We start from the raw sequence: 23,248 nt of genomic DNA on the forward strand, positions 1-23,248 counted from the left end.
CAATAAACTCAAGCAGTTTCGCGCTATCGCAACCCGCTACGATAAACTGAAATCGACCTTCCTCGCAGCCGTGCAGTTCGCCTCAATCATCATCCTGCTTAACTGACGACACGCCGTAGTACCTGTCAGGTTTCATGTCCTTTGTGCCGTGCCGGATCAGCCGCATGTCTGCTGTATGGGTAAGGAACAGGAACTGGCTGTTCGGTTCTCGGTGGTAAAGGCCTCTATTCTGACCACGCGTGTGACCGGGAGCATGAAACATGAGTTCAGAATTTTTTCACGGGGTCTGTTCTTCATCGTAACGTCGTAACGGAGGCCCGTGCCATGGAATCCTGATGGTGCCATAGCATGGCTTAGGGTCTTGGGTTGGAGCCTGTGTGAAGAAGGGGGCATAAAATACGGAAGAACATCCATGACCACACAAGGCGGCATAGTGCCAGAATGTCCTGCTCAAGTAATGATATTTTTAGAAAAAAGGGATAAAAAACTGTAAATCTGTATCTCCGATCAGGTTATGCAATGCAGTCTATGCGTAAAAAGCTCCAACGCCCCTCTCTTGCATGACAGATTCAATGGTTTTATCCAGAAATTTTTCATTGGCGTTAACACGGGCTTCTTTCAGGTTACTTGCGTAAACTTCGCCAGTGCCATTTGTTGCGATCTGAATCGCGTTGTTAGTATTGTTGTTCTTTGCTTGAAGTGTGGTGTTCCAGATAGTATTCTGTGCCTGGTCCGTAAAGGAAACTGCGTATTTGTACATTGTTATGCCTCCTTACTTTCTACCTGAGTATGAACGAATCTACAGATTCGTGTAAAATAATTTTCCTTCTGTGACTATGATATTGCAACGGTCAATATAACAAATGCGTGAGCAGTGTGGCTCTGGGGTCAATCCTGCTGTGCAGGTCCCCGTCAGTTCTGCCGTCCGGATTTTCACGTTTGCTACAGGCATGGGTGTCGCGCATAGATTCCACTGTATGTTTGGCCCGGAATGGAGAAACATGGAACTAACATTCAAGCCAAGGACCATGTGAAGGCAAAAGGGGCGATCGTGGGGAAGACTGAACCAAGTGACTGGGCAACGGATGCGCATCTGGCTGTGCGGGTTGTGGCCATGCGCAGGGATACAAATGCCGCGGGTGATATTTTTGGCGGCTGGGTTGCCTCACAGATGGATCTTGCCGCCAGCACTGCGGCGGAAGGGTTTGCCGGGTGCAAATGTGTAACCGTGGCTATTAACGGTATGGTGTTCCATCATCCCATGGCGGTGGGGGATGAACTGAATGTTTACACGCGCATCGTCAAGGTGGGGCGCACGTCCATTACCATCTGCGCAGAATCCGTGCGGCGTATCCGGCGGACAAATATTCGGCAGAAGGTCACGTCAGGAAATTTTGTATTTGTTGCTGTGGGTGAGGACGGACGGCCGCAGACCCTGGACAAGGAATGGCATTTGGCGGACCAGAAGGCGCCGCCTGAGAACTGACAGATCCTTCCCGCACAGGTGTGCTTACAGGTTGGCAATAACCTTAAGGCCCACCAGAGCCGCATCGGGAATGTGCGATGTTTCCCCCGGCCGGATCATGTATTCAAATTCCGGCTGGACGGTTACGCCGGGTATGGCGTCAATGGCGTAATATGCCTCAATCACATGGGAGTCCGTTTGTGGCCCCCGGACCTGCGCACCAAGCGACATGCCCGCATCCAGCGCATACATCTGCCCAAGTCGCTTGCGGTCGCTCACATGGTACCATGAATACAGGATGCCCAGCCTGTCCGTCAGGCGGGAGGGAATAAGCCCGTTAAAGGAGAAGCCACCATAGGCCTCGTCCGAAATGGTTGAAACATGGGGGGTGTTATGAATGTACCCTGCCATCAGGTAGCCGCCCGCCATCTGGTTGCGGCCCCCTATACGGTAGATCATCTGGTCGCCTTCAAACCAGAAAATATCCATGGGTGCGCTGCGTTCCCGGCCGGGCTGGCTGAATAGACCAGCGGGTTTGCTCCCCAGTTGGTCAGCGTAGCGCGATGTATCGTGGGCATAACCAAAAACATAGTGGCCGGGCAGGCGGTTGCGGGTCAGGAAGGGCTGCCAGGTAAATTCTATGGGCAGCATCATGCCTGTTGTCTCCTCACTCCCCCAGGACCACCCGCTGGGATTCCCGTTGAGGGGGGAGACCTGATACGCTCCGAGTTGTAGCATGGTGTCCCGCGTGGGGCGGAAGCGCACGCGCGCGCCCCATGTGGCCTTGGGGTAAACGGAAAAACCGGGGTCCAGCTTTAACGCCACGGGAGCCGAGCAGGTGACCATGAAAGAGCAGAGGAGTGGAGATGTCGCAAAAACATGCGTGAGCGACATGCGGCCAAAGGTCATGTCCATACGGTTGTTGAGAAACTGCTTTTCTGCGTACAGATCAACCAGATGGGCTACAACATGCCCTGACAGGCCGTAAACCTCAATGAGATTAACATAATATTCGCCCACCATATCGTGCGAGACTTCGCGGCCAGCACGGTTCATGAGCAGCGTATGCACTGACCAGCCTTCCAGCCCGGCCATTTTGCCCAGATCAAAATTCATCTGCACTGTCAGTTCATGCACGTAGTCCATGCCGCGTTTGATGCCGCCATTGATATTGCCCATGGCCTCCCCCTTGTAGGTAAAGGAAAAGGCAAACCCCTTCTGCTGCAACCGGGTGCGGAAAGGCATAATCTGGGGCACAAGGTGGCTGCTGCCTGCTGTGGGCACGTAGTAGGGGTCTTCCATGTCCGTGCGGCGCTGGGCGTCCACCTCGGAGGGTAAGAGCCATGAGGGCCCTTCATGCAGGCTCAGGGGCTCAAGGGTCATGATATGGTGCGGCTTTGTGGCGCCGTAATCATTCACGCTGGGAATGTCCATTGTTGCAAGACCCGGCCAGGGGGCCACGGGCACACCGCTGGGGGGCAGGGGGGAGTTGAGTGGGCGTTGCAGCACATGGGGGTCGGGCAGGAGGGATTGCTCATCGCTCTGGCGCATGGCGTGCTCAACCAGTTCCGTGGAGTTGGCAGGAGCGGAGGGAGCCGTCTGCGCCTGTGCTGGCGTAGCGTGGCAAAAGGTCGCAAAGCCCCACGTGGCCAGAGCCAGTAGTCCTGATGATTTTATGGTCATATAGTGTTTTTCTAATATATTTTCATGCAAGGATTTTTTGGGAAAACATAGTCAAAAAAACATGTTTTCCAATTTAATCTTGCCAGTTGCGTGGTGCGGAACATGCCGCGGCCAGTAATCCTTTTAAGGTCTGGTGGAACTGGGCTTTGCGTAACATGGTTTTTTAAAAAACTTATTATAAGATAACGTGATTTGAATAACGTATCGGTGAGTGCTGCGGGTGTAGGCATAAAAAAACGCCCCGGACCTGCATCCGGGGCGTTTCCTGAATGGAAAATCAGGCTGTCTGTTATGAAACGTGCGGCTTGCGGGCATTGGCGGAGGCAACACGCTTGCCCCACTGGACCAGCATATCCGTGCAGTCCGTGCGTTCGATCTGGCATTCAATAATGGTTGGGCCACGGTGGTTGGCCTGTGCCTTTTTAATGGCGTCTGCCAGTTCTGCGCCGGTTGTAACCGTCATGCCAAGGCCATGGCCTTCGCCAGCGTTGAACACGTTCATCAGACCGGCGTAATCCCAGTTCTTGATGTAGTTGTACGGGCCATCATGAATGGCAATTTCAATGACGTAACCACGGTTGTTTACAAGGAAGATAATAACCGACAGCTCGTACCGTACCATCTGGGCGACTTCCTGCGCGGTGAGCTGGAAGGAGCCATCCCCCACCATAACAATGTGTTCGCGTTCCTGCGAGCCCATGGCGTTGCCAAAGGAGGAGGGCACGGACCAGCCGATATGGCCCCACTGCATTTCTGTTTCCACGCGGGCATGGCGCGGCAGATGCATGCGCATGGCGTTGAACCAGGAATCCCCCGTTTCCGCCACCAGTGTGGTTTTGGATGTGAGCATGCCGTTGATCTGACGGGTCATTTCGTCATTTGTCAGGCGTGCATCCGGGGCGGCGGGCGCAATTTTGGTGGGCGTGTATTGGGTGTCACGCGCGCTGGCTGGGCGATGGGGAGCTTTTTTGGCCAGAGCGGTCAGGAATTCACGCAGGGTAAAGCCTTCAAAGGTCTGCCCGCCAACGGTTACGCGGTTGGGGTCGGCCACCAGCACGTTCTCGCCCTTGGGCCATGCGGTCCAGCCAACGGTGGAGTAATCATTGAACACGGGGGCAATGCACAGCACGGCATCGGCTTTTTCCACCAGTTCCTGCGCGCCGGGGGCGGAGACTTCGCCCCAGTACAGGCCACGGAAACTGGCGTGATCTTCGGGGAACAGCCCTTTGGCGGCGGCCATAATGGTTACGGCGCAGCCAATACGGTCTGCCAGTGCTTCTGTTTCGCTCAGTGCATGGGCGGAGCGGGCTTTGGTGCCAACCAGCATGACGGCGCGCTCGGATTTTTCCAGCAGGGCGACTGCTGCATCGACGGCGGCGTTCAGGCTTGTGGTGTCGGGGGTCAGTTCTGCCAGCAGGGACGTAACCGGGCCGGGACGCGCACATTCCGCGGAGGAGACGTTGCAGGCAATTTCCAGATACGCCGGTTTACGCTCACGCAGGGCCGTGCGGATGACATGGTCGATCTTGGCCGGGGCGGAGGCTGCGTCCGTAATGCTTTCGGCTGCACAGGTTACGTGGCGCACCATTTCAAGCTGGTAGCCGTAATCCGTGTTGCCCAGCGTGTGGTGCAGCACATGGCCGCTGCCGTAGTCATTGCTGTTGGGGGAGCCTGAGATCAGGATAACGGGCAGGTTTTCCGCATAGGCGCCGCCAATGGCGTTCATGGCGGAAATGGCGCCAACGCTAAAGGTCACAACGGCTGCGGCGGCCCCATGCGCGCGGGCGTAGCCTTCTGCGCTAAAGCCGCAGTTCAGTTCGTTACAGCAGTAGATCTGCTGCATGTCCTTGTTGAGCAGGAGCTGGTCGAGAAGGACCAGATTGTAATCCCCGGCGACCGCGAAATGATGTTTCAGACCAATCTGTGCCAGACGGTCGGCCAGATACATTCCAACTGTATAGGTCATGGTAGAGGCGAATTCCTTAAAAAATGGTCCTGCGTGCAGGGGCGTTACGTCCAGTTAAACGCGCGATGCCGGGGGAATGTCCAATATATGAAGCTGCCATAACCCATATGTTTTCAGTATGCCTTGAGGGCGTCATGAAAGCATTTTAACGTGAGAATTTTGGAATAATTATGATAATTCAAAGGCTTAAGTGATGTGCAAGGATTACGCATGTGCGGTTCCTGAGACTGAACGGGCTTTATGCGCTGCCGGGGTGCTCCGTGTTTCACCTCAACGTGATACAGGGCGGATTTATACCGTGTCATGCCCCTGAAAAGCCGCATCGTATTCTTGTTGATGGCAATGCGTGATTTGTAAAATACGAAATTATTATTGACAGCATCCAAGGTCATGGAACACAGACCACCGTCTTTGCTCAGGAATGGCAGGGTGTGGTCTGGCCAGGGTGGTTGTGCCGGGTTTGCACTCATGTGGTCTTTGGGAACTGAGGGAATTGGGAGAATAAGGAATGGATGAACCATTCAAAACTGAACGCCGGATAACAGGGGCCGATATATACCGGGTTCTCTTTGCACTGCTGAGTGCCGGGGTGGGGCTTGTTCTGGCTTATGGTGGCGGGCAGTTGCTGGTCCTTGGTGGCTCGGCGTACTACCTGCTGGCGGGGTTGTCCTATATGGGGCTGGCGGCCCTGTTTTTCCTGCGCAGACGCAGTGCGCTGCCAGCATCCATTGCTGTGTTTGCGGCCACATGCCTGTGGGCTTTTTACGATGCACCGCAGATTGGCTACTGGGAGTTGCTGCCCCGTCTGGTTGTGCCCGCCATACTGTTGACCCTTGGCCTGTGGCTGGCAGCCCTTTTCCCCACCGTTCGGGCGGATGCGCGGCGGTGGAGTGCATGGGGCGGTCTCGCCGTTATGGCGGGTTTGGTGGGCACGCTGGTTCTGGCGTTTTTCCCGCATGGAACACTGAGCAACCCTGACGCGCTGAGTGATGCCGCCAAGGTGGCGCAGGCTGGTGCGCCAGACGCTCCGCAGGACTGGGAGTTCTATGGCCGGAGCGCTGGCGGTACACGTTTTGCGCCGTACAGCCAGATTACTCCTGCCAATGTAAACCAGCTTAAGGTTGCGTGGGTGTACCGCACCGGCCGCCGCGTAAGCGGGAGCGCTTTTGGCACGGATGAAAACACGCCCCAGCAGATCGGGAATGTGCTGTATTCCTGCACACCAGAAAACCTGATTACCGCCATAGATGCCGATACCGGGCAGAAAATCTGGAAGTTCAACCCCAATGCCGTCACGGCCGAGCATGTAAGCTGCCGCGGTGTCGGGTATTACGACATGGATGCAGATACCAGTCTGACACAGGAGCAGAAGGCCAGCTACACTGCCCCAGACTGCCGCCAGCGTATTCTGGTATCCTCCGTTGATGCACGCCTGTTCGCACTGGATGCCCATAGCGGTGCAGTGTGTGCGGGCTTTGGCAATGCGGGGTTTGTGGACCTTAAAAAGCAGATGGGTCCAACCGAAAACAGCAGGCGCTACCACCCCACAGCCGCTCCCGTTGTTATGGGGCATCTGGTGGTTGTGGGCGGCTGGGTGCGTGACATCATGCCCGGTGAACCCTCAGGCGTTGTGCGGGCGTTTGATGTGCGCGATGGCTCCCTTGCCTGGGCGTGGGATGTGGGTAACCCTGATAATACGCAGGCCCCGGCACCCGATCAGACCTACACGCTGTCCACCCCCAATGTCTGGACGGTGCCGACATACGACAAGGAACTCAACCTTGTTTACCTGCCAACCGGCAACGGCCCGCCTGATTACTGGGGTGGGGACCGGAGTGCTGCCAATGGCCGCTTCGGGGCTGCTGTTGTGGCCGTGGATGCCGCTACGGGGCAGACGCGCTGGGTCTCGCAACTGATACACCATGATGTGTGGGATTATGACCTGCCCTCACAGCCGGTGCTGTATGATGTGACCAATGCACAGGGTGAGAAAATCCCCTCCCTGATCCAGACCACCAAGACCGGGCATATTTTTGTGCTCGACCGGCGCACAGGCAAGCCTGTGACCGAAGTGGTGGAAACGCCGGTTGCCACAACTCCCGCGGCGCAGGGCGAACATCTTTCCCCCACCCAGCCGTTTTCTGTTGGCATGCCCACCATTGGTGCGGACCCGCTGAGCGAGAGCGCCATGTGGGGGGTGAGCACGTTTGACCAGCTTTATTGCCGGATCATGTTCAAAAGTTCGGTTTATACCGGGCCATTTACCCCACCGGGCGAAAAACCGTACATCGAATGGCCCAGCCTGCTGGGTGGAATGAACTGGGGCGGTATTTCGGTGGATGAAAACAGCGGGCTCATGTTTGTCAATGACATGCGCATGCCGCTGCGGATGTCCTTGGTCACGCGGGAGAATGCCCGCAGGTTCAAGGTCTCCACAGACGAGGTGCCGGGATTCATGGGCACTATCCGCCCTCAGCTGGCCGGACCATATGGCGGCGTTAAAATTGATGTTCTGCAATCCCCGCTGGCTGTGCCGTGCAACACACCGCCTTTTGGCACCATGACAGCCATAGACCTGCACACCAAAAAAATTGTCTGGCAGGTGCCCATGGGTACGGTGGAAGACCTTGGACCGCTGGGCATGAAAACCCATCTGCCAGTGCCAATTGGCATGCCTACGCTGGGTGGCCCGACTTCCACCGCCTCTGGTCTGGTCTTTTTTGCCGGAACACAGGACTACTACCTGCGCGCCCTGAACTCCCGGACCGGGCAGGAAGTGTGGAAGCAGCGCCTGCCCGTGGGGGCTGTGGCCGCACCGCTTATTTACCGCTCTCCTAAAACCGGGCGGGAATATGTGGTTATTTCCGCAGGTGGGGCCAGCCACTCACCAGATGTAGGGGATTACATTATCGCCTACGCCCTGCCCGAAGGTGCAGGTTCCACAACGCATTAACCCTATGTGTTAGGCAGTAAGGGGCCTGTCTGGTTTACCATAAGCCGGACAGACCCCTTTTTTATGCGCTCTCATGCCGGGGCATGTGCGTGGTTATGGCAGCAGTTCCTGCACTACACTGGCCGGGCGGCAGGCTTTTGCCCCTTTGGGTGTTACCACAACAGGACGGTTGAGCAGGGTGGGGTGCTGGGCAATGGCATCCAGAATCTGGGCGTCTGTGACTTCGGGTCTGTCCAGACCAAGCTCTGCACAGAGTTTTTCTTTTGTACGCAAAAGGTCGCGTGCTCCAAGCGTGTCCTGGCGTGCAAGATCCTCAAGCTGATCACGGCTGAGGGGTGTTTTAAGGTAAAGCACCACCTCGGGCTCTATGCCCGCATTGCGCACAAGTTCCAGCACGGAGCGGGACGTGCCGCACGACGGATTGTGGTAAACTGTTACAGTCATGTTACATGCCTCTTTTACAAAGGTGCGATTGTTGCATGTTCTGCAAGGCTGGCAAGAGCCGATCCAACCCGGAGCAGGCCAGCAGGGAACGCAGGGTAGGGCAGGGGGGCTGTGTGCGTACATTAACCGGCTGGTGGCAAAAACCGTTCTCTGTCGGCAAAAATGTGTGGGCAGGGATGTCTCTGGCATCCATGAACATTCCGCAGGTGCTGGGTTATGCGCGGATTGCGGGTATGCCTCCTGTTACCGGGCTGTACACGGTGTTGTTCCCGCTGGTGGCTTTTGCGCTTTTTGGTTCATCCCGCCATCTGGTGGTTGCGGCAGATTCCGCCACGGCTGCTATTTTTTCCAGTGCCCTGTCGGAAATGGAGCCAGTGGGCAGTGCGGCCTATATCCATCTGGTCAGTGCGGTTGCCTTGCTTAATGCAGGGTTTCTGCTGGTGGCTCGTTTATGCAGGCTGGGTTTTCTGGCGGATTTTCTGTCCCGCACTGTCTTGGTTGGCTTTTTGGCCGGTGTGGGTGTGCAGGTCAGTATAAGCATGCTGTATGATATGGCGGGACTGGATGTCAGCTCGCACAATACCGTAGTGCAATTTGTGGGTTTTGTGCGAGCTGGTGCGCATATGCACCCGCTTTCGGTCGGTATTTCCTGCATGGCCTGTGCGATCCTGCTGTATGGTGCGCGCTTTTTTCCCGGTCGACCCGTGGCGCTGGGGGTGGTGCTGGGGGCGCTGGGGCTAAGCTGGCTGTTGGGGCTGGCGCAGTATGGCGTAACGGTTCTGGGGCCCATGCAGGGTGGTTTGCCGCACTTTGCTGTGCCTGTGGTTTCCTGGCAGCAGCTTCTGGCGTTGCTGCCAGTGTCAGCGTCATGCGTTTTTGTTATTATCGCGCAAAGTGCGGCAACATCCCATGCCTTTGCTTACCGGCTGCATGAAACCGTTAATGCCAATGCGGATATTATGGGCCTGTGCGCAGCCAATGCCGCAGCCGGGCTAAGTGGCACCTTTACGGTTAATGGCAGCCCGACCCAGACCGCCATGGCAGTGCAGGCCGGGGGCACCAGCCAGAGGGCCCAGCTTGTGTTTGCCGCTGTTACGCTGTGTGTGCTGCTGTTTTTTACCGGACCACTCCAGTATCTGCCTCGCTGTATTCTGGGCTCGGTTGTGTTCTGTGTTGCTGTGGGCATGATTGATACTGCTGCCCTGAACCATATCCGGCAGGAAAGTCCCGGAGAGTTCCGGCTCGCGCTGGTGACCATGGCGACAGTGGTCAGTATTGGCGTGGAACAGGGCATTTTCATTGCGATTGCCCTTTCGCTGTTCCGGCATGTGCGACACAGCTACCGGCCCCATACGATGGTGCTCAAGCCAGACCCTGCAACGCAGATGCTTGAGGCGGTTCCCGTTCGCGCAGGGGAGCAGACCGCACCGGGACTTGTGGTGTATCGGTTTTGCGCTGATCTGTTCTACGCGAACTGTTCACTTTTTGCAGAGGATATTGAGCTGCTCCTTGCGGGTGCGCCAACACCTGTGCGGTGCATTGTGGTTGATTGCAGCGCTATTACAGACATTGACTACTCCGCGGCCAGTGTTGTGCGTGATGTGCTGCTCCGCCTGCATACGCGGGGTGTGCGGGTTATTTTTGGTCGGGTTGCTTCCTATGCACTGGTCGACATGGAGCGGCACCATATTGTGAGTGCTCTGGGGGAGGGCAATGTTTATGCCCAGCTTCATCAGGCCATGGCCAGCGCGGAGCAAACGGTGGCGCAGCAGCTTCACCGGCCTCAGGCCCGACCTTAATCAGGCGGGTCGCGTTTTGCACGGGCTGCGTGGGCGAGCAGGTCGTGTTACCAGACATGCAGTGCAGGACTGCCGGGATGTCAGGGATGTTCGGCCCTAGAACTGGCGGATGCTCTGCCAGATCATATAGGCCGCGACTATAAAAATCAGACAGGCAAACACTGTGGTCAGCCTGCCCGTGGAGCCTGCCAGAGCATGGGATGTTTTAGTGCCGATGCTGCTGCCGAGGGCTCCACCCAGAATAAAAAGACCGGCCAGCTGCCAGTCCACATAGCCGGAAAGCATGTAACTGAGGGTGGTGCTAAACCCGAATGCCGCTACAGCCACAAGTGATGTGCCAACTGCGTTAAGGATAGGCATGCTGGTGGAGGCCATAAGGCCCGGCACAATCAAAAAGCCGCCGCCAATGCCAAAAAAACCGGAAAGCATACCCGTGCCAAACCCGCAGGCCATAACCTTGGGGGCATTTTCCCTGTTGCACCCGGCACCCGGGCAGCCGGTATTGTTACGGCCACGGATCATGAGCACGCCAACTCCGACCATGAGCAGGGCAAACAGGAACAGCAGGTGTTTACCATCCACCGCCTTGCCCAGAGATGCGCCCAGAAAAGCCCCCCCCACGCCGCAGAGGGCAAAAATACCCGCACACCGCCATTTTACGGTTTTATTGCGCGCATGATGGGCCAGTCCAACCAGCGCGTTGATGGAAACAGACAGGGCGCTGGTGCCTATGGCGACATGCGCATTGGGCACGCCAACCAGATAGACCATCAGCGGTACGGCCAGAATGGACCCGCCCCCTCCGACCAGTCCAAGGGTGAACCCCACGGTTGCGCCTGAAACAATTTCCAGCGCGATATGCATAAGGTGGGGTGCTAACATGGGGTCTCCAGAGTACGCGTGGTCGGGGTGGCAGGGGGCTTACAGGCGGTTTACGGGGATTTTGATATAGCTGACCCCATTGTCTTCCGGCTCAGGCATATGTCCCCCACGGATGTTGACCTGCACGGAGGGCATGATCAGGTTGGGCAGGTCCAGCGTGGCGTCCCGCTTGGTGCGCATGGCCACAAAGGCTTCCTCGTCCACGCCATCATGCACATGAATGTTGTGCTCGCGTTCGGCTCCCACGGTTGTTTCCCATGCAAAGGTATCGCGTCCGGGGGCCTTGTAGTCATGGCACAGGAACAGGCGTGTCTGGGTGGGCAGGGTCAGCAGGCGGCGGATGGAGCGGTACAGCATGCGGGCATCCCCACCGGGGAAGTCGGCCCGGGCGGTGCCGTAATCGGGCATGAACAGCGTGTCTCCAATAAAGGCGGCATCCCCGATGATAAAGGCCATATCCGCAGGCGTGTGGCCGGGAACATGCAGGACGATACAGTCCAGATTGCCGAGCTTGAACTGCTCTCCATCCTTGAACAGGTGGTTGAACTGGGAGCCATCACGCGCAAATTCTGTACCGGCATTGAAGATTGTGCCAAACACTTCCTGCACCCGCACAATATCAGCCCCGATGCCCAGCTTGCCGCCAAGTTGCTCCTGCAACCAGGGGGCGGCGGAAAGGTGGTCGGCATGGGCGTGTGTTTCAAGTTGCCAGACGACATGCAGGTCCTGCGCCCTGACGTAATCCACAATCTGCTGGGCGAAGGTGTAATTGGTGCGGCCGGATGCGGCGTTATAATTCAGAACGCTGTCAATGACCGCGGCCTCTTTTGTCGCGGGGTCATGCACAACATGGCTGGCGGTAAAGGTCGCCGGATCAAAAAAACTCTGCACCACGGGGCGGGTCTGGGGATGACGGAGTGTCATCAGAATCTGGGCCGTAGCTGTTGTGATGGCGGTATCCGACATGGGAGACTCCAATTATTTATAACTTACTGTAACATTGTATATTTTATTTCACTAAATATGAAACCATCTTGCGTCAAGGTCGGGATTTCGCGTAAAGGAAACTGCCATGAACGATCGCATAGCAGACATCTGTCCTTTGGTGCCTCACTCATCGTCCCTGAAGATCGGAGACGAAGCACCTGATTTTACAGCCCGGACCACGCAGGGTGATTTTACGCTCAGCAGTTTGCGCGGGCGATGGGTCATTCTGTTTTCGCATCCTGCGGACTTTACGCCCGTTTGCACCAGCGAATTTATTGCCATGGCGCGGGCCGTTCCCCAGTTTGATGAGATGGACTGCGCGCTGGTCGGCCTGTCGGTAGATAGCCTGCCCGCCCATCTGGCATGGCTGGAAGCCATACGCATGCGTTTTGATGTCACAGTTACCTTCCCTGTGATCGAAGACCCTTCGCTCGCCATTGCACGTGCCTACGGTATGCTTGATCTGGATGCGCGCAATAGTGCGACCGTGCGGGCGGCGTATTTTATTGACCCACACGGCATTGTGCGTGTGATCACCTGGTACCCTGCAACAGTTGGCCGCTCCGTGGCCGAAATGCTGCGTGTGCTGCGTGCCCTGCAACGGGTTGAGCGGGGGGATGTCATGACACCTGAAGGCTGGACGCCAGGGGCGGATGTGGTGCTTCCCACAGGCCAGACACACGAAGATGTCATGGAGGCAGGGCCAGACTGGTTCATGAACATGAGTAAGGATGCCGAGGCATGAGTGCACTGGGTGTAGAAGAAGCGCGGCAGCTTGTGGAGCGTATGAAGCTGTTTGCCCAGCCGCAACGGCTGATGATTCTGGATGCGCTGCTTGAACATAGCTCCCTCGCGGTCGGGGAGTTGGAATCCTTCACCGGCATAGGCCAGCCTACGCTCAGCCAGCAGCTTGGCGCCTTGCGCCGGGCTGAAATCGTGGTGCCAAGGCGCGAATCCCGCACGATTCATTACAGCCTCGCCAGTGAGGAGGAATCCCTGCGTGTGCGTGCCCTGATCGGACTACTGCGTGGAGACCGTGCTGCTCTGCCTGCCCTGCGGGCTGTATCCGAACGGTATGCCGCGTCCCGCCGCACCACAGCCCAGCGGGAAGCGGAGGGTGGGGCGCAGTTTGCCATGATCCGACCGACTGATGTTCCGCGTTCGTAAAACGGGTAGGGGGTGAGCGGTTCTGGCATGCTGGTGCGGTGTCAGTGGGCCGGGTCCAATGCTGTGCTTCGTGCCTATCACGATCAGGAATGGGGACGCCCCGTAACAGATAGCCGCGCTTTATGGGAAGCGCTGGTGCTGGAAACCTTTCAGGCCGGGTTGTCGTGGAATACCGTTTTACAAAAGCGCACGAATTTCCGGCAGGCTTTTTGTGGATTTGAACCGGGCAGGGTCGCTGCTTTTACACAGGATGATCAGGCACGGCTTATGGGGGATGCGGGTATTATTCGCTCCCGTGCTAAAATTGCCGCGACTGTAGCTAATGCGCAGGCATGGCTTGCCATGCAGGAGCGCGGGGAAGATTTTGCCCAGTTCGCATGGAGCATGGTGCGCGCGGCACAGGCCCATGAGCGCGGGAGCGGGCTGGAGCCGCACTCCCCTTTGTCCGTAACTGTTGCAAAAGCCCTTAAGCATAAAGGGTTCCGTTTTGTGGGCCCTACAACCGCGCAGGCATGGATGCAGGCGGTTGGTATGCTGGATGGGCACGAGGCCACGTGTTTTTGTTACCGGGCAGGTTCATCCGCCCCCTGATCTGGCACATTGCCAATGGCCCCGGTTGCAAAGCCAAGACTGGCAGCCGCGATAAGAGCGGCATAATAGGCGTCCGACCGGGCCAGTTGGGCATCCAGCAACCCGCTTTGGGCGAGCGTTGCGGGGGTTATGGACCCAACACCACTGCGGTAGGCTGCAAAGGCGGCGTCAAAACTGGTCTGGGCTGCGGCTTCCAGTCTGCTGGCGGCCCGGTAAGCGCTCAGCCCTGTGTGCAGGCCGTTTTCTGCCGCTACAATCTGTTTGACTGAGTCGTCCAGAGTCTGCTCCAGCGTAACCTGTGTGCTGTCTGCCCGGTTCTGGGCCTGCTTCATGACGGCAGCCCGCATCCCGCCATCAAAAATAGGGACCGAAATCCCTCCCAGCACAAGGCTGCTGAAGTTATTGGAGGACAGGTTAAGGGTTGGTGATGAATCCGCGCCTGCTCCCGGCACGGAGGAAAGTGCCAGATGCCCGGTTGTATAGGCCACGTTGCCTGTAACAAAAACTTTTGGCAGAAACTCGGCTTTTGCCGCCGTTACATTGCTGCGCGCGGCTTTGGCCGCGGCGTAGGCCGCCAGCACATCCGGACGTTGGGAAACGGCCGTGCGGATCATGTCATTTGTCATACGCATGTCGTCAATGTTGAGTGCGCGCCCCGCCACGTCCTGTGTGCGGAGTTGGGTTGAAGGGGCAATGCCCATGGATGTCATGAGTTCCAGATACGTATTTTCAATCCCGTTCTGGGCCTGAACCAGACGGAGTTCGGCCTGTGCGGTCATCTGCTGGGTCTGGGCGACATCCACAATCGTCCCTTGCCCCTGATGCAGACGTGCTTCTGCTGCGGCCTGAACGCTGCGGGCATTGCGGAGTGCCTGCTCTACCAGTCTGGCGCGGGCTACGGCTGCGGCATGCGTGTAAAAGGCCAGTGTAACACCGTAAATGACCTTCTGGTGGGCAGCGGTAAACAGCACGTTGCTGGCGAGTTGTAACTGGGAGGCCGCATCAATCATGGCTTCGCGCTTGCCAAAGTCAAACAGCAGCCATTCCATGTTCAGCGTCTGCACCTCACCATGCCCGTTATTCTGGGTGCGGGGAGTGTTGGTGTTATTGATAATGCTGCCAGCCAGCCCGCCATTTTCCAGATTAAAGGCATTGTTGTCATGTCGGGTGCCATACCCGCCAACAATGGAGGCCGTAAGATGTGGCACGTAGGCGGTGCGGGCAATTCCCACTGCCAGAGCGGCATCCCGCGCGGCGTTCCAGGCCCGGCGCGTGCTCGGGTTGGAGGACTGGGCAATATCAATGAGTTCGGGCAGCGTATAGATGTGTGTGGTGTCGATGCTGCTCTCTGCGGGCCGGGGTTCCAGGGCGTGGTTTGCAGGCAGCACGTAGCCGGGGGGCAGTTTAAGCCCGGAGCGGCCAGCCTTGCCGGGCAGGAGTTCCCCATTGGCGGCAATGTTGGGCTGCCATGGCATGTCTGGCCGGGCGGGAGCGCTCTCCAGCGCTTGTGTGGCGCAGCCTGCAAGGCCGAGTAGAAGGCAGGGTAGGCCACGCAGGACCGGGGGCGGGGCGCGGTGTCTGATGTCAGGGCCTGTTCCATGTCCTGGATGTGTTGCTGAGCGGCCTGTCGTCGGGAGGGGATGAGCCCGTTTTCGGCCACAATGGCGGCTTGCCGTGTTAAAATGGCGTAAGTGTGCAGGAGTGGCATGCGCGCGCGCATGTGTGCAGGCTCGGCTTCGGCCAGTTCCAGAGTACGCTCCGCGCTGAACAGGTTTTCCTGAACTGTGGCGGCCAGCCGGGTCTGTTCTGTGGGGTCGGTTATGGTGATCTGTTTTTTTAAAACATCAAGCAGAGTGCGAAAATGCCGGGCAATGGGAGCGTATGCGCTGGAAGGCCAGAAAGTGACAAAAACGGCGTAGGTTATAAAATTGCCAAGCAGGATACCGATAATACGGTCGCGCGCGGTGGTCATGTCTGTTGTGGGGCCATATCCTTTAAGGTCGCTCAGAAAAAAGGCAAGGCCAATCTGGAAACCTGCATAGGCTATGCGCTCATCTCCATTTTTGACCCAGGAGGCAAAAAGGGACACGACAAAAATCAGAAGTAGAAAAGCCGCAATATTATAAAGATGGGGCATGACAAAAATAATGGAGGCAATGCCAATGGCACCCCCGACCAGTGCTCCGCTAATACGCAGCCGCAGTTTTGTTGTCATTTCTCCCACGGTTGGCAGGGCGACAATAAAACAGGTGATGATGCAGGTGTGGATGCCCGGCCAGTTGAGGATGGTGAAGATAAAGTAGCTGATCATCACAGCTGCTGTACCCTTGACCGCAAAACGCACATGTTCGGGGTTGCTGAAGGCATCTGGGGTAAAAAATCCCGATTTTGGCTCGAGTGATGGTACGGTCTGCGCGGAGGGGGAGGGCGGGTCGGTAAAGCCATGCAGCACATTGGCCAACTGGGCCAGAGCGGGCGCATGATCTGGTGCGTTCAGGTGGGGAATATCCTGCGGATAGCCGTTATGCGAAAAAATTTCCGCCATATCACGCAGGGTTTGTGAAAATTCCATATTTTCTAGCTGTTTTTCTCCATCCCGGAAGGCCGCGTGGGCCAGTGCAAGGGCCGCAACGCTGGAGTAGGCGGACTGTTCCAGATGGGCAAGCGGGTCCTTGTGCAGGACTTTTTCCAGCTTCGCCATTTTCAGCAGTCTGAGCATGCCGCCAGCCCCCTCGCGCAATGTGGCGCGGGCGTAGTCCAGATGGTCGCTGTCGGGCTGTTCGAGCAATGTGGCGCACAGGCGCAGGCGCGCGGCAATCTCACGCATCATCAGTGTCGCGGGGGAGGGGCAGATCAGTGGGCCGCACACAATCATCACCGCGCCGGGAACCAGAATGAACAGATCTGCATAAAGCAGGGCGCGGGTTGCAATTTCCCCAATCGGGACCAGATCGGCAACAACCAGGGCAAACACGACAATCAGCCCCAGAAGATAGGCAACAGGCTTGAGCTTGCTGGCCGAACCCAGAAAAAAGAAGCAGAAAGACAGCAGCATGATCGCCACGACCTGACCAAACGGATGGTCCAGTGTCAGATGGATCAGCACAAAAAGCAGCGCCAGAATGGCCACGATCAAAAGGTTGACCGCAACACCCGCCAGCATGTTGGTCGTGCGGTCCTTTTGCCAGAGAGCCATGGTGCACAGGGCGGGCACGGCCACATCGGGGATCTGCCAGATCTCACCGATCAGCACGACCATGGTGCAGGCAGCGGCCATGCGCAGGCTATGGCTGCCACGACCCGGCAGGGGCGCGCGGATCAGCCACCATATCCGGGCCAGAGTGCTTTTGCCTGTATCAGTCGCAGGCTGCGCCATGGCGTATTTCCACTGTGGCTGTGGCTCCAAGCCGTAGCAGTTGCGGGTTGGCATGCTCCAGCCTGATCCGGACAGGAAAGCGCTGGGCTACATGCACCCAGTCCATCTCCCGCGGGACAAAGGGCAAAGCGCGGCTCAGACCCGCAGAATCAGCGGATAACACTCCCCAGCCAATGCTTTCCACATGGCCGCGTATGGGGGTGGTTCTGTTGATCATGGAGTAAACCGTGGCGCAGTCGCCCGGGTGAATGGCGTGGAGCGTGCCTTCACGCATGTTGGCGGTAACAAACCAGCCGTCATTGGCGATGAGCGTAAACAGCACCTGCGAGGGTATCAGAACTTCCCCCGGAATAACCCGCAGGCTGGTAACATAACCATCTGCGGGGGCCGTAACGGTGGTCTGGCGCAGGGCGTAACGGGCTTGGGCCAGCGTGGCCTCGGCCACTTGCCGGGCCGCAATGGAGCTGTTCAGGTCCCCAACAGCAACCTGTGCCGCTGTGGCCTGCTGGTGGCTCTGGTCCAGTGTAATACCCGAATCATGCAGGGCGACCTGAGCCTGATCATATTGCTGCCACGGAATATAGGATTTGCTGGCAAGCGGGCGCAGGCGCTCTACGGTGCGGGCGGCAAGGTCGTGGTTGGTCTTGGCCCGGAGAGCCTGATTTCTGGCAATGTCGGCATTGGCGGCTTCTACCGCAACCAGACGCTGCTGCTGCTCCACTCCGGCCTGTGTCAGCGCCAGCCCGGCTGTGGCCTGTTGCACGGCCAGAGTATAGGGTTCGGGGTCCAGTTGATAAAGCACATCCCCTTTTTTGACCGACTGGTTGACATGCACATTCAAAGCCTGCAACCGCCCGCCAACTGTGGAGGCAATATGCACCAGCTCGGCATCCACCGTTCCGCTATCGGTGGAGGGGTAGGATTCATCCTGCCCCAGAACGTAGTAGCCAAGGGCAGAGGCCGCCGCAATGCAGAGCACAGCCACGGCAAGACCAATGGGATTGCGGTTGGAAAGGGATATTTTTTTCATGCGTTACGGCCCAAATGCCAAAAGCCAGAACAGCAGGCCCGTTATGGTGCCAAGCGAGACATAGGTGAACAGCCGCAGGCGGAGCAGGGCGTCGATATCCGTGGCAAGGAACAGCACGCGCAAACCTACCGCCACCAGAATGCCCAGAAGGCCACAGAGCATCCAACTGGGGAAGTAGGCTCCAGCCAGTGGAAAAGACGGTGCGCCCGCAATCTTGCACCCTGCCAGAGGCAGAAGCAGAACAGGTATGGCGCGCTGAAGGGAACGGTAGCGCATGATTATGGCATTAGGACGTGAACATGCTTTTACTGTCAAGAAAATGCAGTCATTATGAGTATTTATGTGTCATTTCTTGGGTAAGAGATTAAGTGTTGACATGATATTAACCTACTCTCAGAGGGCAGAGGTAAAGTAATGACGCAGAATGTCATACAGCAGCGCGTGGAACTTGCACGCAAGGGCGCCTACCCCAAGGTTATTGGCCGTATGGCGTCTGGCTGGCTGGTGGTGGCCGATACACAACCGGTGGCAGGATACTGCATTTTGCTGGCAGACCCCGCCGTGCCCAGTGTGAATGACCTGCAAGGCCAGCAGCGGCTGGACTATCTGCAGGATGTTGTGCGGGTAGGGGATGCGTTGCTTGAGGTTACGGGGGCTGCGCGGATCAATTACGAAACATGGTGTAATCAGGCGCCATCGCTGCACACCCATATTGTGCCACGCTATGCAACGGAACCGCAGGCCCAGCGATTACTGCCTCTCTGTGTGGCGTATGATATTGCGCAGGCGCGACCGTTCGATCTGGCAGAGGATGCGGCATTCATGCAAAAAATGCGCAACGTTTTGGGGATTGGTCCCGTAGAGGAGAATGCAATGTCTGGCGGATTGACATTATATGGCATTAAAAATTGCGATACCGTGCGCAAGGCCCGCAACTGGCTGGAAGAGCACGATGTTGCGTATGTTTTCCATGATTTCAAACTGGCAGGCGTTACCGCGCAGCAACTGGAGGCGTGGGCCGCTCAGGTCGGGTGGGAAAAACTGCTGAACAAGGCGGGCACAACGTTCAGAAAGCTGCCTGATGGGGATAAGGCCGATTTGACAGAAAAGCGCGCCATAGCCCTTATGGCCGTCCATCCGACACTGATCAAACGCCCGGTGCTTGAAACACAGCAGGGTTTGCAGGTGGGCTTTAAGCCGGAGCTCTACGCTGCGGCGTTGGGTAAAAGCTAGGCAGGTAAAAGCAGACTGCCGCCCGGCCTATTATAAGCCGGGCGGCAGGGCAATTTTTATTCCTGCTCAGGAGCGGAAGCGGAGTTGAGCTGGATGTAGCGTTCAATACCGATCTGCTTGATCAGGTCGAACTGGCGGTCAATGAAGTCTTCATGTTCTTCTTCATTGGATAGGATCTTCAGCAGCAGGTCGCGGGATACGAAGTCACGCACGCTTTCGCAATACGCAATGCCTTCGCGCAGATCGCTCATGGCCTTTTCTTCCAGCTTCATGTCGCATTCAAGGATTTCCTTGACGTCCTGACCGATCAGAATCGTGTTCAGGCGCTGCACGTTGGGCAGGCCGCCCAGATACAGAATGCGTTCGATCAGCCAGTCGGCGTGACGCATTTCCTCAATGGATTCTTCGTATTCTTTTTTGCCCAGCAGGGTCACGCCCCAATGGCGCAGGGTGCGGGCATGCAGAAAATACTGGTTGATGGCGGTCAGCTCATTGGTGAGCTGGATGTTCAGGTGTTCAATAACTTTAGGGTCTTTGACCATGATGATTTACTCTCGATCACAAAGGAACTGGAACAAAGCATATTATAAGAGATAGCGTGCCGCAAACAAAAAAATGTGAAAAATCAAATTGTTTTGGAAAAATAATTATCACTTGCAATAGATTTTCATCTAAATGCGAGTGATACGCACATATTTCCGTTACTTTTATTTATTCTCAAGTGCGAGTGGAAGAGATTTCCGTATTTCATTAGAGTAATTCGCATCTGGCACGGCATTTGCGGGGCGCATTATTCGGCTGAGGTTATGGAGCGTTGCAAAATCATAATGTGTGTTCAGCAATCCCAGATCGTAGGCGAGGGAGGCCGTGTACCCGCTCAACAGTACTCGCCAGTCCAGCCTGTAACGGGTCCGGGCGTTGGCGCGGGCCAGAATCTCGGTCGTGCAGTTGTCCATAAGCGTGTTGTACCACCGTGGGGTGGTGGTGAGTTTGTGTATTTCCGTCAGGTAGTTTTTAAAAACGGTTTCTCGGGTCTGGGCAGAGAGTTCCAGCCGGTAAAGATACACACGCTCCTTGCGGATATCCGTGCGCACACCAATCAGGTCACGTTCATCGGCGGTAACGTAGGTCAGTTCATAGTGATGGAAAAAACCGGCGATGGTGGAATAGGAAAACTTTTTCTGGCGGCGTGTTTCAATGGAAACAGCAAGGTGGCGGCCATCATCAAACCCGAAGGACAGGAACACATGGGCAATACTTTCTCCCGCCCAGTAGGATGTTATCAGGTCTATGGTGGCAAGGTGGTCCAGATCAAAATCCGCGTTGTAATAGTGTGGGGTATAATCGGTTTCGGTTTTATAGGTAAAATTCCGGATGTTGCGCACATGGACCATGCGGCCATCCTGTATGGCATCGGCCAGCACGGCATATTCCCCGGCCCATTCCCGGTTATTGCTGGGACGGTTGGTGCAGAACCATATGGTAAAACACGCACAAAGCCCGCAGAGGGCTGCAATACGGCGCACGGGCTGGCGGATGCAGGATGTTGCTCCAAAAAGCAGCCCGCACAGGCTGGTTGCTCCAAGGCGCAGCAGATCGGGTTCAAGTGTGGAATAATAAAAGGCCGCACAGGCATAAGCCGCAAAAATCAGGGTTATGGCGGTTAGTTTCCATGGTCTTTTGTGGCGGCTGCGGTGTTTGCGCATGATTAGGGTTTTGCCCATGTGGTGGGGATGACATAATCCCCACCAATACGCATGATATTGATGTGGTTTATATCTCCCTTGACGTGCAGGTCAGGTATTGTAGCAGCCAGTTGTTGCAGCAGAATACGGCGTACTTCAGCAATTGTAATAGGGTTGGCCTGTGTGGAATGGCCCGAATTGCGCACAACCAGTTCGCTCTGCACCCGTGGGTCATGCGCGCTGGCGTAAGCCACGACACCATCATCCGCATTATCCAGCGCTCCATTGCCCAGTACGGGAATAATGGAGTGGCTCTGCACATCAGGAGCAACAGGAACAGTGGCCAGAGCCTGTATGAATGCGCTGCGGGGGGACATGCCATAAACGCTGCCAAAGCGGCTTGGGCTCATATCCACTTTGAGCGCGCCAGCATTACCCTTCAGAACCTGCTGGGTTACTTCCGTAATGGTTGCGGGAAAGGTGACCATGCGCCCGATAAGATGGGCAATGGAAAAGTCTGCCAGGTAACTGCCATGTTGTGGCGTGGAAATAAACACAACACTTCTGACTTCGGGCATGGGAGTGGGAAAAAGAGCCTGTTGCAGAAACTGCCGGACATCGGGCGAAAGATGGAGGCTGGAAAGCGCGCGGTGGGTCAGCCCGTTCCACAGGGTATCATGCGGGTCAATCGCCAGCATTTTTGCCAGAAGCCCACCCTGGCTGTGTCCGATCAGGGTAATCTGTCCCAGTGCCGGGTCTGCCTGCGTGCCGCCAAGGTCATGGATGGTGCGGTTCAGCGCATCGCGGAGTTGCAGGGCGGAATAGGGGATGGGATTGCCCGTGGCGTAGGAGAAAAACCAGAATTCATAATGCGCGCGTATCTGCGGGTCTTCGAGCAGGTCATTGACCATATCCGCCCAGCGTCCGGGGCTGGAGGCCGTGCCATGCACCAGCACAACGGGCATATGACCATACTGGTGGGGTTCTATGGCAATAAGCTGCGCGCGTTTGTTAAAGAGATTGCCATCCAGAAAACCCTTGTATTCCACAGACCAGTCAACCGCATTGCTCAGGCTGATCGCGCGGGAGGCGGTCTGGTCATATTGCAGGGGGATAACGCCGTCTGTGGTGGGCAGGCTGCTTGTTGCGTCAATGGTTGCCAGTGTCAGGCGCGCATCAATATGGTTTGTAAAAATCTGCTCGCGTGGATTGGGAATTTCCAGAAGAAGGTTGACGGGAATACGCAGCTTGTCGGTAATGGAAAAGGAAATCTGGCTATTGGCTGGAGGGTGGGGCACTGCTGACAGAGGTACTCCTAGCCCCGCTCTGCGATAGATGTTTTTTATTCCATGCACCGAGAGGCGCGCCGTGGGGCGGAAGTCGGTCAGCGTATAGCCGTACCATTCCGTCTGCTCGGGGGTGGTGGAAAGGTCCAGCGTGCCAAAGGGCAGCGTCCAGCGTTGTGGTGCCACCTCCACAGGGCTGCCCAGAGCTTCGGTCAGGCCAAACATGTAAAGATCACACGCCTGACGGAAATGCACGTCATACGGGTTGGGTTTTGCGTTCTCCGGCCCGTTGGGGTTCAGGTAGGCGTACGCATACAGGGCTGCCGCCATAAAGGCCGCACGGTCCGTGTGCTGGCGGGCCAGCAGGTAATTCAGCTCCGCAAGGGCAAAAAGCTGGTCCTGTAGATCGGGGGTGTAAAACTGTGCCTGTGTGCTGGCGCGCAGGATGGCCAAAGCCTGTTCCGGATTTTTCTTCCATCTGGTTAACAGGTTCTGGCGTTCAAGCACAATACGGGTGGTATTGCTCAGTTTCTGCCCGCTCAGTGTGCTCTGGCTGCGTTCCTTGTAACTGTCCGTCAGGCTCAGGCGCTGCACCGTAACGGGGGCTGCACAGCCTGAAACAGCCAGACAGACAGCCACCCACGCAAAACGGGAAGACAGAGTGCTGGATAAAGTGCTGGAAAAGGCGGGCATCCGATTCT

The 23,248-nt window shown here is 56.7% G+C and carries 19 protein-coding genes and 3 pseudogenes; 9 read left to right on the forward strand and 13 right to left on the reverse strand.

Annotated elements, in window-relative coordinates; all coding sequences use genetic code 11:
* Positions 1 to 106, forward strand: a pseudogene (locus tag HNR55_RS06830) (IS5/IS1182 family transposase); the annotation flags it as partial.
* Positions 107 to 526: 420 nt separating this feature from the next.
* Here HNR55_RS06830 and HNR55_RS06835 read toward each other — a convergent pair.
* Positions 527 to 760 (reverse strand): hypothetical protein, encoded by a 234-nt coding sequence (locus HNR55_RS06835; RefSeq protein ID WP_166113249.1) that lies wholly within the window; start codon positions 758 to 760, stop codon positions 527 to 529.
* 291 nt (positions 761 to 1,051) lie between these two features.
* On the opposite strand from HNR55_RS06835, the gene HNR55_RS06840 reads away from it, so the two are divergent.
* Positions 1,052 to 1,486, forward strand: a complete 435-nt coding sequence (locus HNR55_RS06840) for an acyl-CoA thioesterase (protein ID WP_306309677.1) — start codon at positions 1,052 to 1,054, stop codon at positions 1,484 to 1,486.
* A 24-nt stretch (positions 1,487 to 1,510) separates the two neighbouring features.
* Here HNR55_RS06840 and HNR55_RS06845 read toward each other — a convergent pair whose 3' ends face one another.
* Positions 1,511 to 3,148, reverse strand: a complete 1,638-nt coding sequence (locus HNR55_RS06845; RefSeq protein ID WP_242005477.1) for a carbohydrate porin — start codon at positions 3,146 to 3,148, stop codon at positions 1,511 to 1,513.
* 289 nt (positions 3,149 to 3,437) lie between these two features.
* A complete protein-coding gene (locus tag HNR55_RS06850; protein ID WP_166113243.1) occupies positions 3,438 to 5,114 on the reverse strand; it encodes an alpha-keto acid decarboxylase family protein in 1,677 nt (558 codons plus the stop codon).
* Positions 5,115 to 5,622: 508 nt separating this feature from the next.
* Between HNR55_RS06850 and HNR55_RS06855 the strand changes: the two genes are divergently transcribed.
* Positions 5,623 to 8,067, forward strand: a complete 2,445-nt coding sequence (locus tag HNR55_RS06855) for a membrane-bound PQQ-dependent dehydrogenase, glucose/quinate/shikimate family (protein ID WP_166113240.1) — start codon at positions 5,623 to 5,625, stop codon at positions 8,065 to 8,067.
* Positions 8,068 to 8,160: 93 nt separating this feature from the next.
* On the opposite strand, the gene arsC is transcribed toward HNR55_RS06855, so the two are convergent.
* Positions 8,161 to 8,511, reverse strand: coding sequence for an arsenate reductase (glutaredoxin) (arsC, locus tag HNR55_RS06860; protein ID WP_166113237.1), 351 nt, complete (start codon positions 8,509 to 8,511; stop codon positions 8,161 to 8,163).
* Between the two features lie 35 nt (positions 8,512 to 8,546).
* Here arsC and HNR55_RS06865 point away from each other — a divergent pair, with 35 nt between their 5' ends.
* Complete coding sequence (locus HNR55_RS06865) at positions 8,547 to 10,310, forward strand: SulP family inorganic anion transporter (protein ID WP_166113234.1); 1,764 nt, start codon at positions 8,547 to 8,549, stop codon at positions 10,308 to 10,310.
* Positions 10,311 to 10,406: 96 nt separating this feature from the next.
* Here the strand turns inward: HNR55_RS06865 and HNR55_RS06870 are convergent, their stop codons facing one another.
* Positions 10,407 to 11,174, reverse strand: a complete 768-nt coding sequence (locus HNR55_RS06870; protein ID WP_166113325.1) for a sulfite exporter TauE/SafE family protein — start codon at positions 11,172 to 11,174, stop codon at positions 10,407 to 10,409.
* 57 nt (positions 11,175 to 11,231) lie between these two features.
* Complete coding sequence (locus HNR55_RS06875; RefSeq protein ID WP_166113231.1) at positions 11,232 to 12,158, reverse strand: MBL fold metallo-hydrolase; 927 nt, start codon at positions 12,156 to 12,158, stop codon at positions 11,232 to 11,234.
* A 106-nt stretch (positions 12,159 to 12,264) separates the two neighbouring features.
* Here HNR55_RS06875 and HNR55_RS06880 point away from each other — a divergent pair, with 106 nt between their 5' ends.
* The 3 genes from HNR55_RS06880 to HNR55_RS06890 are packed head-to-tail and all read left to right on the forward strand — an operon-like array spanning position 12,265 to position 13,937.
* A complete protein-coding gene (locus HNR55_RS06880; RefSeq protein WP_166113228.1) occupies positions 12,265 to 12,924 on the forward strand; it encodes a peroxiredoxin in 660 nt (219 codons plus the stop codon).
* Positions 12,921 to 13,346 (forward strand): ArsR/SmtB family transcription factor, encoded by a 426-nt coding sequence (locus tag HNR55_RS06885; protein ID WP_166113225.1) that lies wholly within the window; start codon positions 12,921 to 12,923, stop codon positions 13,344 to 13,346. Before HNR55_RS06880 ends, HNR55_RS06885 begins: the two co-directional genes overlap by 4 nt.
* Positions 13,347 to 13,373: 27 nt before the next feature.
* Positions 13,374 to 13,937 carry a DNA-3-methyladenine glycosylase I gene (locus tag HNR55_RS06890; protein ID WP_166113222.1) on the forward strand — a complete coding sequence of 188 codons (564 nt, stop codon included), beginning with the start codon at positions 13,374 to 13,376 and terminating at the stop codon, positions 13,935 to 13,937.
* Here the strand turns inward: HNR55_RS06890 and HNR55_RS16905 are convergent.
* The 4 genes and pseudogenes from HNR55_RS16905 to HNR55_RS06905 form a co-directional block, all read right to left on the reverse strand.
* Positions 13,910 to 15,412 carry a TolC family protein gene (locus HNR55_RS16905; RefSeq protein WP_242005476.1) on the reverse strand — a complete coding sequence of 501 codons (1,503 nt, stop codon included), beginning with the start codon at positions 15,410 to 15,412 and terminating at the stop codon, positions 13,910 to 13,912. The genes HNR55_RS06890 and HNR55_RS16905 overlap by 28 nt on opposite strands.
* Before the next feature lie 455 nt (positions 15,413 to 15,867).
* Positions 15,868 to 17,367: pseudogene (locus HNR55_RS06895) on the reverse strand (FUSC family protein); the annotation flags it as partial.
* The gene (gene mdtN / locus HNR55_RS06900) at positions 17,294 to 18,343 is read right to left on the reverse strand and encodes a multidrug transporter subunit MdtN (RefSeq protein WP_166113219.1); all 1,050 of its coding nucleotides are present in this window, start codon (positions 18,341 to 18,343) and stop codon (positions 17,294 to 17,296) included. The gene mdtN and the pseudogene HNR55_RS06895, both read right to left, overlap by 74 nt.
* A gap of 3 nt (positions 18,344 to 18,346) precedes the next feature.
* Complete coding sequence (locus tag HNR55_RS06905; protein WP_166113216.1) at positions 18,347 to 18,619, reverse strand: YtcA family lipoprotein; 273 nt, start codon at positions 18,617 to 18,619, stop codon at positions 18,347 to 18,349.
* Between the two features lie 138 nt (positions 18,620 to 18,757).
* On the opposite strand from HNR55_RS06905, the pseudogene HNR55_RS17180 reads away from it, so the two are divergent.
* Positions 18,758 to 19,201 (forward strand): annotated as a pseudogene (locus HNR55_RS17180) (HIT family protein); the annotation flags it as partial.
* Positions 19,202 to 19,216: 15 nt separating this feature from the next.
* Positions 19,217 to 19,576 carry an ArsC family reductase gene (locus HNR55_RS06915; protein ID WP_166113319.1) on the forward strand — a complete coding sequence of 120 codons (360 nt, stop codon included), beginning with the start codon at positions 19,217 to 19,219 and terminating at the stop codon, positions 19,574 to 19,576.
* A gap of 56 nt (positions 19,577 to 19,632) precedes the next feature.
* On the opposite strand, the gene bfr is transcribed toward HNR55_RS06915, so the two are convergent.
* The 3 genes from bfr to HNR55_RS06930 form a co-directional block, all read right to left on the reverse strand.
* On the reverse strand, positions 19,633 to 20,121 hold the full coding sequence (bfr, locus tag HNR55_RS06920) for a bacterioferritin (protein ID WP_415453874.1): 489 nt from the start codon (positions 20,119 to 20,121) through the stop codon (positions 19,633 to 19,635).
* A gap of 162 nt (positions 20,122 to 20,283) precedes the next feature.
* On the reverse strand, positions 20,284 to 21,282 hold the full coding sequence (locus tag HNR55_RS06925) for an Lnb N-terminal periplasmic domain-containing protein (RefSeq protein ID WP_166113210.1): 999 nt from the start codon (positions 21,280 to 21,282) through the stop codon (positions 20,284 to 20,286).
* Between the two features lie 2 nt (positions 21,283 to 21,284).
* On the reverse strand, positions 21,285 to 23,240 hold the full coding sequence (locus HNR55_RS06930) for an esterase/lipase family protein (RefSeq protein WP_166113207.1): 1,956 nt from the start codon (positions 23,238 to 23,240) through the stop codon (positions 21,285 to 21,287).
* Positions 23,241 to 23,248: the final 8 nt, after the last annotated feature.

It is taken from the genome of Acetobacter lovaniensis, assembly GCF_014207635.1.
GTDB classification, from domain to species: domain Bacteria; phylum Pseudomonadota; class Alphaproteobacteria; order Acetobacterales; family Acetobacteraceae; genus Acetobacter; species Acetobacter lovaniensis.

Coding starts and splice junctions, on each gene's coding strand:
- mdtN (WP_166113219.1), bottom strand. CDS start 18,343: ATGAAAAAAATATCCCTTTCCAACCGCAATCCCATTGGTCTTGCCGTG.
- HNR55_RS06835 (WP_166113249.1), bottom strand. CDS start 760: ATGTACAAATACGCAGTTTCCTTTACGGACCAGGCACAGAATACTATC.
- HNR55_RS06855 (WP_166113240.1), top strand. CDS start 5,623: ATGGATGAACCATTCAAAACTGAACGCCGGATAACAGGGGCCGATATA.
- HNR55_RS06890 (WP_166113222.1), top strand. CDS start 13,374: ATGCTGGTGCGGTGTCAGTGGGCCGGGTCCAATGCTGTGCTTCGTGCC.
- arsC (WP_166113237.1), bottom strand. CDS start 8,511: ATGACTGTAACAGTTTACCACAATCCGTCGTGCGGCACGTCCCGCTCC.
- HNR55_RS06865 (WP_166113234.1), top strand. CDS start 8,547: ATGTTCTGCAAGGCTGGCAAGAGCCGATCCAACCCGGAGCAGGCCAGC.
- HNR55_RS06930 (WP_166113207.1), bottom strand. CDS start 23,240: ATGCCCGCCTTTTCCAGCACTTTATCCAGCACTCTGTCTTCCCGTTTT.
- HNR55_RS06925 (WP_166113210.1), bottom strand. CDS start 21,282: ATGCGCAAACACCGCAGCCGCCACAAAAGACCATGGAAACTAACCGCC.
- HNR55_RS06880 (WP_166113228.1), top strand. CDS start 12,265: ATGAACGATCGCATAGCAGACATCTGTCCTTTGGTGCCTCACTCATCG.
- HNR55_RS06850 (WP_166113243.1), bottom strand. CDS start 5,114: ATGACCTATACAGTTGGAATGTATCTGGCCGACCGTCTGGCACAGATT.
- HNR55_RS16905 (WP_242005476.1), bottom strand. CDS start 15,412: ATGCCATGGCAGCCCAACATTGCCGCCAATGGGGAACTCCTGCCCGGC.
- HNR55_RS06875 (WP_166113231.1), bottom strand. CDS start 12,158: ATGTCGGATACCGCCATCACAACAGCTACGGCCCAGATTCTGATGACA.
- HNR55_RS06845 (WP_242005477.1), bottom strand. CDS start 3,148: ATGACCATAAAATCATCAGGACTACTGGCTCTGGCCACGTGGGGCTTT.
- HNR55_RS06870 (WP_166113325.1), bottom strand. CDS start 11,174: ATGCATATCGCGCTGGAAATTGTTTCAGGCGCAACCGTGGGGTTCACC.
- HNR55_RS06915 (WP_166113319.1), top strand. CDS start 19,217: ATGTCTGGCGGATTGACATTATATGGCATTAAAAATTGCGATACCGTG.
- HNR55_RS06885 (WP_166113225.1), top strand. CDS start 12,921: ATGAGTGCACTGGGTGTAGAAGAAGCGCGGCAGCTTGTGGAGCGTATG.
- HNR55_RS06905 (WP_166113216.1), bottom strand. CDS start 18,619: ATGCGCTACCGTTCCCTTCAGCGCGCCATACCTGTTCTGCTTCTGCCT.